At 65.5% G+C, this 15,467-nt stretch carries 19 protein-coding genes; 4 read left to right on the top strand and 15 right to left on the bottom strand.

Annotated features, from left to right (window positions below):
- Positions 1–123: 123 nt before the first annotated feature.
- From traN to CA833_RS20240, 15 genes are all read right to left on the bottom strand, one after another.
- Positions 124–1,218, bottom strand: coding sequence for a conjugal transfer protein TraN (traN, locus tag CA833_RS20170; protein WP_207080953.1), 1,095 nt, complete (start codon positions 1,216–1,218; stop codon positions 124–126).
- The gene (locus tag CA833_RS20175; RefSeq protein WP_207080954.1) at positions 1,215–3,146 is read right to left on the bottom strand and encodes a hypothetical protein; all 1,932 of its coding nucleotides are present in this window, start codon (positions 3,144–3,146) and stop codon (positions 1,215–1,217) included. The genes traN and CA833_RS20175 overlap by 4 nt, the downstream gene beginning before the upstream one ends.
- Positions 3,143–3,331 (bottom strand): hypothetical protein, encoded by a 189-nt coding sequence (locus CA833_RS27035; RefSeq protein ID WP_242526557.1) that lies wholly within the window; start codon positions 3,329–3,331, stop codon positions 3,143–3,145. The genes CA833_RS20175 and CA833_RS27035 overlap by 4 nt, the downstream gene beginning before the upstream one ends.
- Positions 3,332–3,468: 137 nt before the next feature.
- Positions 3,469–4,482, bottom strand: a complete 1,014-nt coding sequence (locus CA833_RS20185) for a TraU family protein (RefSeq protein ID WP_207080956.1) — start codon at positions 4,480–4,482, stop codon at positions 3,469–3,471.
- Complete coding sequence (locus CA833_RS20190; RefSeq protein ID WP_207081236.1) at positions 4,479–5,057, bottom strand: conjugal transfer protein TraW; 579 nt, start codon at positions 5,055–5,057, stop codon at positions 4,479–4,481. Before CA833_RS20190 ends, CA833_RS20185 begins: the two co-directional genes overlap by 4 nt.
- Before the next feature lie 49 nt (positions 5,058–5,106).
- Complete coding sequence (locus CA833_RS20195; RefSeq protein WP_207080957.1) at positions 5,107–5,343, bottom strand: hypothetical protein; 237 nt, start codon at positions 5,341–5,343, stop codon at positions 5,107–5,109.
- Entirely contained in the window at positions 5,340–5,666 is a 327-nt protein-coding gene (locus CA833_RS20200) for a hypothetical protein (RefSeq protein ID WP_207080958.1), read from the bottom strand. The genes CA833_RS20195 and CA833_RS20200 overlap by 4 nt, the downstream gene beginning before the upstream one ends.
- On the bottom strand, positions 5,663–8,209 hold the full coding sequence (locus CA833_RS20205; RefSeq protein ID WP_207080959.1) for a TraC family protein: 2,547 nt from the start codon (positions 8,207–8,209) through the stop codon (positions 5,663–5,665). Before CA833_RS20205 ends, CA833_RS20200 begins: the two co-directional genes overlap by 4 nt.
- Positions 8,206–8,814: a TraV family lipoprotein gene (locus tag CA833_RS20210; protein WP_207080960.1), complete on the bottom strand. Its 609-nt coding sequence runs from the start codon at positions 8,812–8,814 to the stop codon at positions 8,206–8,208. Before CA833_RS20210 ends, CA833_RS20205 begins: the two co-directional genes overlap by 4 nt.
- A gap of 24 nt (positions 8,815–8,838) precedes the next feature.
- Entirely contained in the window at positions 8,839–10,185 is a 1,347-nt protein-coding gene (locus tag CA833_RS20215; RefSeq protein WP_207080961.1) for a TraB/VirB10 family protein, read from the bottom strand.
- A complete protein-coding gene (locus CA833_RS20220; protein ID WP_207080962.1) occupies positions 10,182–10,970 on the bottom strand; it encodes a type-F conjugative transfer system secretin TraK in 789 nt (262 codons plus the stop codon). Before CA833_RS20220 ends, CA833_RS20215 begins: the two co-directional genes overlap by 4 nt.
- Positions 10,954–11,589 (bottom strand): TraE/TraK family type IV conjugative transfer system protein, encoded by a 636-nt coding sequence (locus CA833_RS20225; RefSeq protein ID WP_207080963.1) that lies wholly within the window; start codon positions 11,587–11,589, stop codon positions 10,954–10,956. Before CA833_RS20225 ends, CA833_RS20220 begins: the two co-directional genes overlap by 17 nt.
- Before the next feature lie 5 nt (positions 11,590–11,594).
- Positions 11,595–11,861, bottom strand: a complete 267-nt coding sequence (locus CA833_RS20230; protein ID WP_008827576.1) for a type IV conjugative transfer system protein TraL — start codon at positions 11,859–11,861, stop codon at positions 11,595–11,597.
- A 132-nt stretch (positions 11,862–11,993) separates the two neighbouring features.
- Complete coding sequence (locus tag CA833_RS20235; protein ID WP_207081237.1) at positions 11,994–12,308, bottom strand: hypothetical protein; 315 nt, start codon at positions 12,306–12,308, stop codon at positions 11,994–11,996.
- A 196-nt stretch (positions 12,309–12,504) separates the two neighbouring features.
- Positions 12,505–13,293 (bottom strand): DsbC family protein, encoded by a 789-nt coding sequence (locus tag CA833_RS20240; protein WP_207080964.1) that lies wholly within the window; start codon positions 13,291–13,293, stop codon positions 12,505–12,507.
- 124 nt (positions 13,294–13,417) lie between these two features.
- Here CA833_RS20240 and CA833_RS20245 point away from each other — a divergent pair, with 124 nt between their 5' ends.
- From CA833_RS20245 to CA833_RS20260, 4 genes are all read left to right on the top strand, one after another.
- Positions 13,418–13,594 (top strand): hypothetical protein, encoded by a 177-nt coding sequence (locus CA833_RS20245; RefSeq protein ID WP_207080965.1) that lies wholly within the window; start codon positions 13,418–13,420, stop codon positions 13,592–13,594.
- Between the two features lie 168 nt (positions 13,595–13,762).
- The gene (locus CA833_RS20250; protein WP_207080966.1) at positions 13,763–14,185 is read left to right on the top strand and encodes a hypothetical protein; all 423 of its coding nucleotides are present in this window, start codon (positions 13,763–13,765) and stop codon (positions 14,183–14,185) included.
- 141 nt (positions 14,186–14,326) lie between these two features.
- Positions 14,327–14,737: a helix-turn-helix domain-containing protein gene (locus tag CA833_RS20255; RefSeq protein ID WP_010336447.1), complete on the top strand. Its 411-nt coding sequence runs from the start codon at positions 14,327–14,329 to the stop codon at positions 14,735–14,737.
- Positions 14,738–14,740: 3 nt separating this feature from the next.
- Positions 14,741–15,373: a GntR family transcriptional regulator gene (locus CA833_RS20260; RefSeq protein ID WP_242526558.1), complete on the top strand. Its 633-nt coding sequence runs from the start codon at positions 14,741–14,743 to the stop codon at positions 15,371–15,373.
- The last annotated feature ends 94 nt before the right edge of the window (positions 15,374–15,467 follow it).

Genomic DNA, 15,467 nt, shown 5'->3' on the forward strand with positions numbered 1-15,467 from the left:
GCGCCCTGTTCCTGGATCCGCGTGCGGGCACTCTCCGGCTGTGCCTGCCCGGTCGGGGCCGGCGGCTCGCTTGCACCTGCCCCTATGGGGACACAGGCGAGGCAAGCCACGAGGAGGGCGCGCCTAGTTGCTGATCGTCTGCATATACGCATCGATCTTGTCCTTCATGTCGATCTGGATTTCGCTCTGCGCGCGCGCTTCGATCTCCTCGTAATATTCCGAGAGATCCATCTTGCTGAAATCGAGCGCCTGGAATTCTTCCGCGGTGAACCCGCGGCAGTAAGGCTTCTTCGCCGTGCCCCAGCCCTTCGCGGCGAAGCTCTTGAGCTGCGGGCGCCCCTGTTCCTGGATGATGCGGCCGAGTTTGGTGTTGAAGCAGCAGTGGCCTTTCGCCTTCTGCACGCAGATGCCCAGGATCTTCGACGAGCAATAGCTGCCGACCTCATGGCACATCCCCGAGCCGCGCAGCATGCCCACTTCCATGTCCTCCTGGTCGCAGCCCTGCAGCAGCACCTCGATCATGAAATTGACGGCCAGGCTGATCGCGATCGAGGTGGGATCGATGCCGACGATGATCGCATTGGCGCCCGCGCTTGCCGCCTGGCTCGCGGTCGCCCCCGCCTTGAAGGCGGTGTAGGCCGCTTTGAGCCCCGTGAAGACGCCCTTGGCGACGGCGATCTTGGTCGAGATCGACGAGATCGAACCGCCCATGCCGTCCTTGACGATCTTCCCCTTGTCCTTGCAGCAGTTCTGGAACGTGGTGCTGAGACCTGCGGGGCGACAGCGCGCGGCGCGCCCTGAAAAGATCTCGATCGTCCCCAGGCAATTGCCGTCGGCATCGACGTCGCCGTCGGCCTCGACCCCGGGATCGTCGAGCGCCGCTTCCTCCACGACGGGATTGGCGCTGGTGTCGATGCAGGTGTTGGCCGAGCAGGCGGCCGCGCCGCCGCTCGCAGGAACCGAGCATGCGTATTGATCGCCGAGCGGGCAGTGGAGCGCGCCCGCCGCGTCCGCCTCGCACGTCGTCTGGCCGATCGGGCACATCCACCCACCCGAGGCGGTCAGATGGCAGGCAGCCGTCTCGCCTTCGTCGGCCGCATCGCCGTTGCCGTCGAGGTCGGCCGCGCAAAGCTGCTGCGCGGCCGCGCCAGTAGGAAACACCAGCGCGCTGGACATGAGCAGCATGGCCGCTGCAAGGAAAGACCGCGCGGTGCTCATCGCACGGTGCTCGTGCAGACCATGTCCGCCCCGCCAAGGCGTACCGTCTGCATCATCACCGCCGCTTCGGGAAAATCATCGAGACAGCCGCAGCCCTCGACAAGCTCCTCGCCGTCCCCGGCCGGACAGACATTGCTGTCCTGGCAGGTGCGGTAGTAATAGTCCCATCCTGTCGGATCGGTCTGCTTCGAGCCGGTCACGCCATCGGGAGCGACTGCCGTGTTCGCCTGGGCCTTGCGGGTCTTGCAGATCGGCTCGCAGGCGCTGACGCTGCCGCGATCGGGCATGGAGAAGCTGCGGGTGGTGAGGCTGTAGCTGCCGTCGGCGTTCGCCACCCGGTCGGCGAGCAGGGTCTCGGTCGAGTGATCGATGATATAGGCGCCGCGCGAGAGATCGGGCTCGGCCGATGTTCCCAGATCGACGGTGCACCGGTAGGTCCGCTCTCGCAGGAAGAAGTCGCGGTCGATCTGCGCGATACAGGCGCCGGTTCCCAACACCCGCGTCTGGGGCAGGGGCGAGAGGCCGGTGTTGACGCCGCTGCGAAACGTCGTGACCCCGTCGACCACTTCATCCTGCAGCCGGCAGGCATCGTTCTCCCCATAGCCGGAACAAGTATCGACAAGCTGCTCGCTCGTCTTGCAGCCGGCATCGACGCTGGCATCGATCGCGGCATAGGCTTCGCCGCCCTCGGCCACCGCGACGCGCAGCCAGATGTTATGATCGCCCTGTGTCATCCGCGAGGTCAGATCGAGCGCGGGGTTCAGGTAGAAAGCGCCCTTCTTCTCGCATTTGCCCGGCGGTAATCCGGTGCCGGTCCAGGCCTGCGGCCCGGAACCCAGCAATTCGCCGTCGACGCGGATCTGGGCCCAGTCATCGGCGCCGAAGCGGGTGAGCACAACCTTTCGCAGGCGATCCGTGTCTTTGACCCGCAGCGTCATGTGGAAATCGAAGATCGAGCAGGATCCGCCCGAGAGGCTGTTGTCGGACGGCGAGCCCATGAGGAAGGTGACGTTCTGGGGGGCCGTGAAAGAGGTCGCATAGCCACCCGCGACCCGGTCGATGATCTTCTCGATGGTGATTTCTTCCTGGGTGATCTGCCGGGTCACGGTGCAGCTACGGCTGACCTCGGACGTGCCGGTCCCGGTCGAGGAGGCGGCGAGTGCCTGGAACACGCTGCTCGCCTGGGCGGCGGCGGAGGCGTCGCTCGAGATGGCACCCGGATTGCTCTTGTACGCGGTGGCGCCGACAGCGGACTGCGCTGTGCACGAGGTGGTCTGGGCGCCGGTGTAACGGATGACCGGCCCGTCGATCGCCGCTTGCGAAATGGCGATGCGCGCGTCCGACGTGGTGAGCGCGCCGACGACGCCGCCCCCGAGGTCCTTCAGCACCGAGGCGATGTTGCCCCACACCAGGTTGTTGCCGCAGCTGTTGTTGACGCAGTAACAGCGGGCAAGCTCGGTCAGCTCGACCTCGCTGAGCTTGAGCGCCCCCGACGTCGCGGTATCCCAGCGGAAGAACCGGCAGGCGTCCCACGTCCCCGGGTTGCACGAGATGATCCCGTTGGCGCAGATGCCCGATGTCACGACGGGCACCGTCAGCGCCTCGTCGAAGCTGCCGTCGAGATCGCTGTCCCGCGAAATGCTGAGCGTGCCGATATCGCCGGTGGCATTCGGCTGCGCGAGCAGTTCCAGATAGGTCGCGGTCTTCTGGCAGGAAAGATCGGGCGTGAACGCTTTGGATGAGTCTACCGTGGAGATGCTCCGGCCCGCCATGCCCGGCGTCACGTAGTTATCGAGCAGCGCATCGCTGTCCGCGCTTTTGGCGCGCGCGGCGGCGGCGGCGGCGCGGGCGCGGTCCTCCGGCGTCTGCGCGTACAGCGGCACGGACAGGCCGAGCACCATGGCGAGGGAGAGGGCACGCGTCTTCATGGCAGGATCTCGCCCGGAACCACGCCGCGCGAGCCGCGACACAAACGAAACAGCAGGACGCCGCCCTCGCTGTGCGACCTTTCGGCCCTGAACACGGCCTGCCCCTCGAAGACGGTCAGCGTGGCCACGACGACAGACGGCGAGGAGGGGCGCACCGCCTGTCCATCGTTTGCATTGGGGGCCACGCCGACCGCCCGGCCGACACCGCAGGGGGGAAACGGCGCCGGTCTGACCGCGATGGAAACGCCGGGTGTGATGGGCTGACGGGCAGGCCACCGGCTGATCCCGGGCGTTTTCACGCGGTTGTCGGAAGGCGACCTGCTCACGGCGTCGATACCCCGGCGCAGCAGATCGTCTTTTCGAAGAGCATGAACTGGGCGTTGTCCTTGCCGGGCGCATGCTTCGCGCTGGTCCAGAGCGCACCAGGCCGGCCGACATTGACGCAGCTGCCGCCCTTGACCGGCTCCATCAGCTGGAACTTGTAGCGGCTCTTGGTCCACACAGGCTGGGGGATGAAGGAGCAGCCATCGGCCGAACTGATGGTGAGCGCGCCGAGCCGCCCCATCATGAAGAGGCCGCGTGCGGCAAGACCTGCCCAGGCCTCGACGCTGTCCCCGAAATGAATGTCGCCCGCAACCGGATAGGTCGCGCCCCACGAACCCATGCACCAGAACAGCGGATCGACGACCTTGCCCGCGGCTGCGGCGGCGCTGTCGGCCATGCAGGCAAGTCCCGCGGCCGGATTGCCGAACAGGATCGCCTCGGGCTGGATGATCGCGCCGAGCGTCGCCGATTGCCAGGTTGGCAGGACTTCGGTGATGAGGGCGACGTCGAAGCCGTCGTCCTCGATGCACGGCAGGTCGGTGAACATGTCGAGCATCTTCCAGACCGGCGAGATGTAGTAGTGCATCTGCGCGAACATCTTGCGCGTGTTGGTGCCGTCGGTGAGGCTGCTCTGGCTCCCCTGCAGCTTGCCGCCCGTCGGCATGATGTCCGCGCCGAGCGCCATCATGCAGCCCGGCTCGGTCACCACGTCGATCATCCTGTTCGGCGACCAGAAACTGACCTTCACCCCGAACCAGAAGGTCACGCCCTTGCGACAGGCGCAGAGCGGCTTGGACGCCGACTGGGCGTCGAGCGCCTTGCCGAGCGGTTCGCTGGGGCCGACCTTCACGCCGCCGATCGTGATCGGGAAGATGCAGTTCCAGCGCACCTTGGTGATCGGGTTGAACACTGTGCCCGCTTCGCATTTGGACGCATGGGCGGGAGCAGCGACCGCCAGTGCGGCAAAGCCGCAACCCAGCGCCAGCAATCTGCCAAGCGACAATAGTTTCATCGCACTGCCCTCCGGTCGGTTTTGCGCCTGTCGACTTCGGTAAGCACGAGCTTCTGCCCGTCCTGCGCGACGATCACCGGCGCGACAGTCAAGCCGAGCCGCGCCTTGACCCGCTCCTCGAGCAGGAACAACGCGCGGCCGTGGCGTTCACCGAGCGTGATCGCATCGGCATCGCCAGGACTGCCGGCCGCGAGCACGATGAAATCGGCGGGTCTTGCGGTGCGCAGCGCCCAGTCGAGTTCGCGCGGATGCACGACGATTAGCCGCTGGGGCAGTGACACATAGGCGAGCGGATTGAAGCTGTAGCCCTTGGCATAGAGCAGCTTGCCCTCTGGTAGGCGGATATCCTGGTCGAGCGTATAGAAAGGCACCACCGTGCGGTTCCGATCCGCGTGGGCAACTCCGAGCGACGCCGCCTTCATCGCCGACCAGCGTTCGCGCGGCCCGAAGGCCTTCGTCATATCGGGAACGCGCGCCGCCTGGCCTTCGATCTCGCTCAGCGCGTCGGGTTCTGCGATCGGCCACGTACGACCGATGGTGCTGGTCGCTGCCAGAGTAACGCTCGACGCTGCCATGCCGGCGACATGCAATGCCAGTGCGCACAGCGCATGAGGATGCACCGACCTAGCGACCATGACGACGCCTCCATTCAGGCTGACCGCCATTGCGATCCTCGCCGATCGCCGCGCTGATCAGGGCGGCCATAGCGATGATCGCTGTGAGGACGACGAGCAGGCGGAACCGACCGGGCACGGCGGGCAACTGCCAGGCGATGCAGGACTGGACCAGCAGCAGGCCCTGGCTGCCGATGAGCAGGCGGATAGACCCCGGGGCTGGTGTCGCGGAGAAGATGCCGTTCACCGCTCCCTCCGCCGCAGGTGCGACACCAGCTTCCCGCAGGCGCCGGAAAGACCGATCAGCAGCATGCCGCTCGCAAAGCAGGCGGCCGCGACGATGATCCCGGCGCGCAGCGCGGGCAGAACGGGCTGGCGAAGCGCGAGACCGGCGATCGTCACCAGCGCGCCCATCATGAAGGTTTCGATGGCGACAAGCCGCAACCGCCAGCGAAAGGCGGCCGCTTCCGCTCGCTGGGCGACGCGCGCTTCGATGGCGGCCTGCACGGCCGGGTCCTGCTCCCAGTCGAGCAGCAGCTGGTCGGGATGCGGGGAGGGCGCGCGCGTCATGCCGCGGCCCCATCCGATTGACCGTCCCACTGGTGCTCCCGGCCGCCTCCATCACCCAGGATCTGTACGGGGTCGACGCCGGCGAGTTCGCACACCGCTTCAAGCGGGCTGCGCCCGGCGCGCAGCAGCGCCTCGAAGGCGGCGACCTCTCCCGGCGCCGAGGTGTTGATCCAGTAGCTGAAGGGATCGACCACGAGCCTCGCGATGCCGAGGCCAAGCGGCGAATCTATGAACACCTCGGAATAGTTCGGCTTGGCGTTGCGGACCGATTTGAGGAGGTCAAGGACGAAGCCCGAATAGTCGAGGATCTTGTTGTCGACTGCCTTGTCGTAGGTCGAGCCCTGCAGCAGGAACTTCGTCGCCGCGTTCTCGAGGATCACCTGGCCGGTGCCGCCGAAGAGCGTCAGATCGTTCATGCTCTGAAGGACGATGCCGAAGCTGCCCTGGTATTTGCGTGCCCGGCGATACCCCTGGCCGAAGGCCTCGGCGAGACGCGAGAGATCCTGCCCGTCGCTGCGTGTCATGAACTGCGCGGCCTCGTCGCACAGCACGAAGCGGGGACGACCGCGATCGGAGAGGTAGAGCTCCTGGGTGACGGCGTTGACCACCACCATGACTATGACATTGAAGAGGTCCGGCAGTGCCTTGAGCCGTTCGAGCTCGAGCACGACGAACTCGTCGCTGCGGATATCGAACGTAGAGGGGCCGTTGAAGAAATGCCCATAGGCGCCTCCGGACCCGAAATCGCGCAGGTTGAAGGCGAGCTCGCGCGCGACGGGCACGAGATGCTCGACGCGGTCCAGATCCGACACGGCGTTCTCGGGATAGCGCCCCAGCCATTCGCGCACCGCATCGATGCCGTCCTCGCCGCGCCCGCCATCGACGGTCCACTGCACGGCCGACTTGAGGAGATTCCACTGCGAGGTGGTAACGGGTTTGCGGGTGGCGGCATTGGCCATTTCCGCGACGATCGCGACCGCCATGGCGATCGCCGACTGCTTGTCCTCGCCGTCGAGCGCGAGGCCCATGTCGAAGGGGTTGAGGACGAGCCGTTCCTCGCCGATGTCGATGTAGCGGCCCGAGCACAGGGTGCAGAGCTTGCGATAGCTGCCGCCGATATCGATGATCCGGATCAGCGCGCCTTGCGCATAATATTGCTGGCACAGGTTGTTGAGCAGGAAGCTCTTGCCCGCACCAGACTCGGCCGAGACGATGAAGTTGTAGTTGTTGATCCTGGGATCGAAGAGGTCGAGCGTGATCAGCTGACCCTTGCGGCCGACGTAAAGCAGCGCCGGGCGCCCGCCCCCGCGAAAGTCAGTCTGCACCGGCGCCATCAGCGTCGCCGCCTTGACCGGCATCCGGAAGTCGCGCTCGAGCAGCTTCATCGTACGCTTTTCAGGGTAAAGCCCGAAAGGCAGGCTGGCGGCGAGCAGCACCGGTAGCAGATAGCTCTCCTCCTGGACCATGAACGGCAGCGGTTCGGACTCCCAAAGCCGCTTGGCACGCGCGGCCATGTCGCGCGCCTGGGCGCTGTCGCGGCCCAGCACCCACATCGTCGGGATCACCGAGACGAACCGGCTGTTCGAAGCCTCGTCGAGGATCCAGCCGATCTCCTCGATCTGCTTGCCGACCTCGACCGCGAAGCTGCCCGCCGCCTTCTGCGCGGAAAGAATCTGCGCGCGCTTGTGAATCTCGAACTGCGAATGGTCGAACAATACCGAGAGACAGGAGAGGAACGGGCCACCGATCTGGTCGCTGTCCTCCGCGCTCCCGCGCATCCCGCCCATCAGCCGGTTGGCGCGCTCGGCGGTGATGCGCCGCGCGGGCGCCTTGGGCGTCAGGCAGCGTGCGACCTGGTTGCCGAGGAAAACTTCCGGCCCCTCGAAAAAGAGGTCCGGCCCCGCCTCGATGATCTGGCGGGCCACCGAGGGCGCGGGCATGCCGCCGACGCCATCCTGCAGGAACACACCGGGCGCGGGCGCGAACACGCCGTTGAATATCCGGCGGTAGAAGCTGACGAGCTCGGATGGCGGCAGGCGGCGGATGCCCATCTTCGCCAGTTGCTCCTCCACCTGACGGCGTAGGTCGGCGCCCAGCTTCACCCGCGTCTTCACCGCGAGGAACAGGCGAAAGTCACGCACCGGGATACCGTGCAGGGAGTCGAGCCCGCGGGTGCCGGCGCGCAAATAGTCTGCGGTCCGCCGCGCCGAGGCCTGCACCAGCGGATCGGGTCGGACCTTGAGGTCGAGATAGGCATCGAGCGCGGGGTCTATGAGCGGATCGGCGAAGGTGATGAGCTGCAGCACCGTGCCTTCGGGGAAGTGGATGTTGAGCAGGCCGAGCAGCGCCTGCTGGACATGGGCGAACATGTAGGCGGCGGGAACGAGCTCCCAGGCCTGGCCCCAGCCATCGTCGATGCACAGGAACGCCTCTTCCTTCTCGACCCAGGCCAGTATCGGCAGGAAGTCGGAATAGGCATCGCGCGTCACCGCCGCGCGCAGGCGCTGGTAGCTGAGGCCGCCCCGGTTATTTCGCGCGCTCATGGCCGGCTCTCCGGTTCGAGGGCATCGTGGCTTGCACCGGCGGCCGGCTCAGCGGTTCCTGCCGGATCGCTCTCACGCGTGGTGCGCAGCACCGGCGGCGCGGGAACCCGGCCGCCGGGTTCGACGAGATAGTCGCCGACGACCCATGCGGGCCTATCGACGATCGAATAGATGTAGCGCGGCATGTAGAGGCGACCCGGCCGATGCTTGTCCGCATAGGGCAGGATCAGCGTGCGCACCGTGCGCGAGGGCCGCAGCATCGGCGAGGACGGGCCCTCGACCACTGCGCCGATATTGGGCTGTGCGGGTTCGGCAAGGCCAGGATTCTTTGCATCGCGGCGCTTGGGCCCTGCTGCCCCTGGCGCTTTTCCCGTCCGGAGCAGCTTGCGATCGTTGGTGACGGCCGGATCCGATTTGGACGGCCTTCCGGCCAGCGCGTCGGCATAGGCCTGATCGGGATGGATGCACTGGCCATGGTCGCTGTTCTTGCAGGAGAACTTCTCGCTATAGGGCGACATCACCGAGCCGACCGCCGCGCAGCCCGACAGGGACAGGCCAATGAGGGGGAAGGGGAGAGCCAGCAATGCGGGACGTGGCATGGTCATGTTCCTGTCTCCGGTTGGCGAGGGTTAGAACTTGGCAGTGGCGCCGGGCTTGATCTCGAGGGTCACGCCCTCCTGGATCACCACGACGACGTCCTTGGCGGCGCCGACCTCAACGATGGGGCCCGCCTGCCGGGCGAGATCGAGATAGAAATCGGTGAGTTTGTCCGAAGACTTGGAAAGGCCCCCGGCGATGCCGGTCTTGGCGGCGTCCGCGGCATCGAGCGTGCGTACCGAACCCAGCGCGGAGGTCGACGTGCTGCCGAACGTACTTTCGACCGATTGCGAAATGCCGCTGATGGTGCCGGCGATGAAGGCACGGGCGAGCGTCGCGCCGGCGCGGGTCACGACCTTCCCCGACAGGCCCTTCTTGCCGTCGGTGTCGACGAAGAAGCCTTTGACGGGCTGATCGACCACCGAATGCTCGTCGAAATCGACACACGACAGCGAGACGAGCTGGATTTCCACCCGCTCCTTGGCGAGGCTGCCGGTGGCGTTGCCGATGACGAAGCAGCCGGCAAGGTTGGCTTTGACCTCATTGGGCAGAACCGCGGGCGCCTGGACCCTCGCGATGATCGGCTCGGGATTGCTCGTGGCGTCCCGGCTGGCCAGCGCGTCGATCCCGGTCAGGAGCCGCGCCTTCATGAAACCAGGCGGTAAATAGATCGTCCGATTCTTTTTTTTGGACGAGGCCGAGACGTCGGCCACGCCCTGCGGCCCGCCCGTGCTTACGATCGCACCCGTCGCCGAGCCGATCGCGCCGATCGTCTTCTCGACCGGCGGGGCGGGCGGCGCCACAGATACGGGACCGGTCGGCGGCGCGGGCAATCTGTCGGCATCCGCGGAAATGTCCCCGGTCTCGGGAGGATAGAGCAGGGCCGGGACGGTGTCCGGCAGCGCGGGCGGCAGATCGCCATCGCTGCCCTGGGCAGCCGCGGGCGACTTGCTGCCGGGAACCACCTTGCCTTCCTCGATGGCGCTCACCCGGTCCCCGAGCAGCTGCTGGCCATCGAGCACTTTCTTGAGGTCACCGCGCAGCTTCACCTCGAGACTGTCGCCGCGCAGGCCCGCGCCCATGTTGAGCGAGGCGGCGGGATCGGCACTCTTCACCTCTTCCTTGCGCCCGGAAGCCATATAGAGCGCAACCCCCAGTGCACCGACGGCAACGGCGACGGCGAGCTGGCGCGCGCGCAGCTTCTGCTTCGCGGACAACCGGTTCCACTGTGCTTTCCAGTCGGGGAAACCAAAGGGTGCGCCAATTCCAGCACGGCCCAGCACGTCCTCCCCTTCGCGCGCGGCCTGTTCGGCCAGGTGCGCCTGGTAGGCCGAACGCGGCTCAGGGGTGCCCGTGGCCTTGTCGTCCGGGCCGTTCATTGCATTGCTCCCCGGCGCACGACTACGAGGCGGGCGGTTTCTCCGGCGGCCAGGCGCACCCGATCGAGGGTGATCGCGAAGATACGCTCACCGAGACCGGCATCGACCAGCTGGCGTTCGTCGAGTACGATCGGCGCGGCGGCCTGTAGCCGGTATTCCGAAGCGGAAAGCCCGGTGCCTTCGATGGCGATCCGGCGCTGCTCGGTCAGCGAAAGGGCGGGCAGAGACGCAGGCCGTATCACCGTGTCCGATGGCGCGACTTCGCTGAAACTCGCCGGGACATGATCGTCGAGGAGCGCCATCGTCACCGAGACCGCGCGGTCCTCGTCGGCGAGCGCGGCGAGCAGATCGCTGTTCGCCTGCGCGCGCTGGCGGGCGCCCGGCACCAGCAGCACGGTCTGCGCCGGGATCTCGGCGGGTTCGGCATAGAGCGGATAGGTCGCGCCATTGCAGGTGACGAAGAATTCTGCAGGCTGGGTGACATAGGTCCGCGTGACCTGGCCGGCGTCGTCGGCCTCGCGGGTCAGGAACTTGATCCAGGCGTCCGCGCCGCCCTTCTCGACGGCGAGACCCTTCTCGACCGAGAACTTGACGTCCTCGATCTCGCCGCCTTCGCAAACGACATGATTGATGTCGCGGTTGGAGAGGCGGATATGGCTGGTCTGGTCCGGTAGGGCCTGGATACCCTGTGCCGATGCCGATGCTGATGCCGGCGCTGCCAGGAGCAGCAGGCAGAGCATCGGGGCGCGGCGCAACGACGCGCAGGGGTCAGCGTGTTTCGGCATCGAACTGCTCCTCGGAAAGGCGGGTCAGCCAGAAGCGGCCATTCTCGATCCGGTAGCCGATCCGCAGAACGCCCCGGAATTTGCGGATCACCCCGCCGATGACGCGGACTTTCTCCACCGGCACGAGGATCTCATGCGGCGTCCAGCGCACCGGCTGGTCACCCCGGATGTAGGTGGCGATCGACAGCGTTGGATTGTCGGCCAGTTCGTCGAGCACGCCGTTCAGGCTGTCGCGCATCGCGCCATAGGCGGACGGATGGACAAGCCCGAGAAGCTCCTGGAACTGGCGGTCGGCCGAATAGGCCGACCATGTTCCCGACAGCGCGACGATGTTGCGCGTCATCGCGACGAGATAGGCTTCGGACGGCTTGCTGCCCGAGACGTAGAGATCGCCGGTGGCGCCGAAGGGCACGACCACGGTGCGCGCGTTCTGGTTGGTCGTGTAGATGACCGCTCCCAACACGAGCGTGACGCCGAACATGCCGGCCACCGCGACCTTGAGCAGCCGGTTCTCCTCGAAGAGGTTGGCCGAGCCCTGCAGATAGCGATGGATGCCGAAACTCGCCGGTTTGCCCAGCAGCGGATCTTCGGCCTTTCGCTTGCGTGAGAGGATACCCATCGCGCCTACTCGAAGAAGCGGGTCTGCGTCGGACCCGGATAATGGGGGAAGGAGACCAGGCCCCAGCGCCAGGCCAGATGGGACAGGTAGCCCCTGGGCTTGCTTCGCTTCCATGGGATGAAAAGGAGAAGGGCGGCGATGAGCGCCCAGCCGACAAATCCGCCCACGATCGCGGCCACGAAGACGCTCGAGGTCGCGAGCAGGAACTCGTCCGATCCGAACCACAGGATCTGGACCGGCCGATGCAGATATTGCGGAAGGCGCTCGTCCATGTGCCCTTCTCCTCCTGCTTCATGACACCTTGCGAAGGTGTCGGTTTCCGAGGGCCGACCATCGGCCCCCAGCACGGTGCCGGCGCGGGACGGACCTGGCGGATCAGCCAGGTGCGCTCCGCGCCCTGCGTCTCAGACGACCATCCCGAAAGTCTGGAGGATGGAATCCGCCTTGATCAGGCAGACGGCCGCGACGATGGTCGGGATGCCGATCATGATGTTCGAGAAGAGGCGCGAGACGCCGAACAGGAAGGCGGCGACGCCGCCCACGAAGCCCAGCGGGCCCTTCACGCCCTTGTTCACGACGATATCGTAGATGTCGTAGCCGAGATCGCCCTGGGCCGGCGCCGAGAAGGCATGGGCCGGGCCGGCAATCAGGGCCATCACGCCCAAAGGGAGGCCGATATTCGCAGCCGCGAGAGCCTTTTTACCGAATGTACGCATCATGGCATTGCTCCAAGAAGGAGCCGTCCGGACATTCGCCTGCCGGCATCGACTGGGATCGGTGTCGGCCGGGGCGTCGGTGGACGGCTCCATGAGCCCGCCGCCGCCGGCATCCTGGTTCATCCGCCGGGCCGGGATCGGCGCAGGCTGGATGCCCTCCGGAAAGAGATCGTCGCTTCGCCCGACGGTGCGCGAGAGCTCAGCGCGGCGCATCGGTGGCGATCTTCGCCAGGGCGGGCTTCGCGTGCCGGTCGAGAAACGCCTCGAGCTCGGCCTGCTGGAAGCCCGAGATGAGCTTGCCGTCCGCAATGAGGGTCGGCGTTCCCGAGATACCCACCCTGGCGACCAGTTCGGCATCGGCGGCGACCTTGTCGTGGCCGGCCGCGCACTGGCGAAGGGTCGGCGGGGTCTGGCCCGAATAGGCGGCCCTGAACGCTGCCTCGCGATCGGGCGAGCACAGGATATGCTCTGCCTTGGCCGCTGCGGTCGGGTGGATGCCGCTCACGAAGAAGATGAGGCGCCGGACCGGCTTACCCTCCGCCCCCTTGGCGTTCCAGTAGCGGTCGAGCGCCTGGCAGTAGGGGCAGTCGGGGTCGGTGAACTCGATCACCGTCGGCGCATCGACCGGACCGATCGCCAGGGCCTTGGCTGGATCGATCGCCTTTAGGCGCCGGCTTGCGCCCTGTTCCTGGGCACGCGCCGTCAGGTTCACGCCATTACGATCGTAGACCGTGGCAAACAGCAGGTGTTCGCTCTGCGGTGCGAAATAGATGATCTTGCCGCCCGCCGTGGCCTGATAGAGAGGCCCTTCGACCGGGGCGGGACCGAAGTCCTCGAAGCGCAGGTTGGTGAAGGTCTGGTGCAACTGCTGCTCGGCTTCAGCCTTTGCATCTCCCAGCAAATCTCCCTTCGTCGGACCTTGGGCCGCGACTACGGGCTGGTTCGATGCCTGATCCGGCTCACCGGCATGGGCGGAGACAGCCGACATGAGCGCCAGCCCTGCGGCACCAGCCACGCTTGGAAATAAACCCGGCCGCTTCGGCCATGTTGATTTCGCGAGCAGGCCTTCCCGTTGCGCCGTAGCGTGCCCGGTTCCGAGGACAGGAGCTAACTTGGCGGTCATCGCCAATTCACGAGGATTGTGGAACATTGGCACACGCCTCCTTCTTCCGGCGCGTGCGATTCCGCGCGCCGGCTTTCGTCATGCGGTTCTGGCTGGGAGCGTGGTTTGGGCTGCGCTCGCCTTCCCCGTGGTGATCGGATGGATGAAGGATGAAGCGAAGAAATAACCCGCACAATAGGCAGGGTACTGAGATGCCGGTTCGGAAATACAGTGCCGGAATCGGCACGTCAGTTCCGCTTTTCGTGCCCTGCGACGTCGATTTTACCGTCTTGTCTGTCGGAGCGCTGTCGCACGACGGTTCGCTTCGATTGCGAATCAGCCAGGGAGCCTCGGCATGAGGACTTCGAGAACATACAAGCTGCAGCTCTCAGGGCAGGGCATCGATCAGTTCCTCGCCTGCCATTGCCGGGTTGCGCGCCTGGCGAAGGAATTCATCCCCTATGGCATGACCCTCTATGTCGCCATGAGCCTGCTCGAAGCGAGCGACCCGGCCGATATCGCTGCCGAGCTGGAATCCCCGGTGTGCAATGCGCTCGGTGGTTCCTCGAACCGCTTCGTGGGGACGACGTCACACCTTGCCGATCTAGTTGAGCAGGTTGGCGCGCGCCTCGCCGATAGTGGCCACTGTGGTCGATCCATAGCGACATGGCGCCTTTATAATGTCGGGCTCAGTCTGCTGCTGAGTTCCGAGGACGGGGAGCTACAGGCCGCCTATCGAAGAGCCGCCCAGACCATTCCGGTCCGGCGATCGCGCTGATACCGACTATCCGTAGGGATTATTTGAATAATGCTTTCACCATGAAAGCGTTACCGGATTGACGTTTGGCGTAACGAACAACATTTTCTCCGAACTGGGCTGTGCACGGGAGCTTTGAGCCATTGGCAGGGAGATCTTGTCATGCCGCTTCAGGCGATGCCCACTGCACGCGATCCCTCGGTGCTTGCGACGATCAAGCTGATGTCGGGGAGACGGATAGAAATGCAACGGCGTACCGAAAAGATTACGCAGGAAGACTTCGCCGCTCGTGTCGGAATCGGCGCGCGCTGGCTGCGCGAGATCGAGGCCGGCAACCCCAAGTCGCGGCTCGACGATCACTTCCGCTGCGCGCATGCCCTGGGGCTTTCGACCGGGCATCTCGTCATTCCGCTGCTGTTCATGGAACATCAGCGGGTCTTTCCCCGCGGCTTACTCGAAGGAGACCTCTCGAAGCTCGAAACCGTCTGCATAGATGCCATTGCCCGGCATAACCTCGACACGCTCTCGCACCAGCTCTTCGCACGCGATGCCGACCACACGCCCGACGACTGAACGATGATGTCGCCGGGAACCCGCCAGGGTGAGAAAGTCTATGCGGACCTTAAGGAAGCCGTGCTTTCGGGGCGCTATGCGTCCGACACGGAGCTGTCTATTGCGGCTATCGCCGAGGATATCGGGGCCAGCGGCTCACCGGTCCGCGATGGTCTTCATCGCCTTTACGGCGAGCGGCTCCTGCAGATGGGCCCGCATCGAGGATTTAGAGTGCCCAGCTGGAGTGCCGATGCGCTCAGAGATTGCTACACATGGCATGGTCATCTCATGCGCATGGCCATCAAGGCGATCGGACCAAAGGCGCTCCGCGAACCGGTGGCGCCCGAGGGATGGCTGACCGATTACAGCACTCCCGATCGCATCGTCGCGACCGCGGAGCGCATGTTTCTCACGCTGGCGAACAGGTCCTCTTCCAACGAGCTCGTGGCCGCTGTCGTCAATGCGGGCGAGCGTTTGCGCACTATCCGACTCGTCGAAACAGAACGCTGGTCGGACTGCGGCGACGAGCTTGTCTCTGCCAATGTATTGGCAAGATTTGAGCCCGGAAGCAGGCTACTGGAGGCTATCTGGAACTACCACCGTCGCCGAATTCGGGCTGCGAATATGCTTTCTGAATCGCTAAAATCGCGGTTATAAAGCTGAAATCACTACATTAAATGACGGCCAATGCGTGCGAAAGATTATTTCGCAATATTGGTCGTTTATTAGTTTCACCATGAAAGCAAAAGAG

Origin of the sequence: Novosphingobium sp. KA1, assembly GCF_017309955.1 — a bacterium.
GTDB lineage: Bacteria > Pseudomonadota > Alphaproteobacteria > Sphingomonadales > Sphingomonadaceae > Novosphingobium.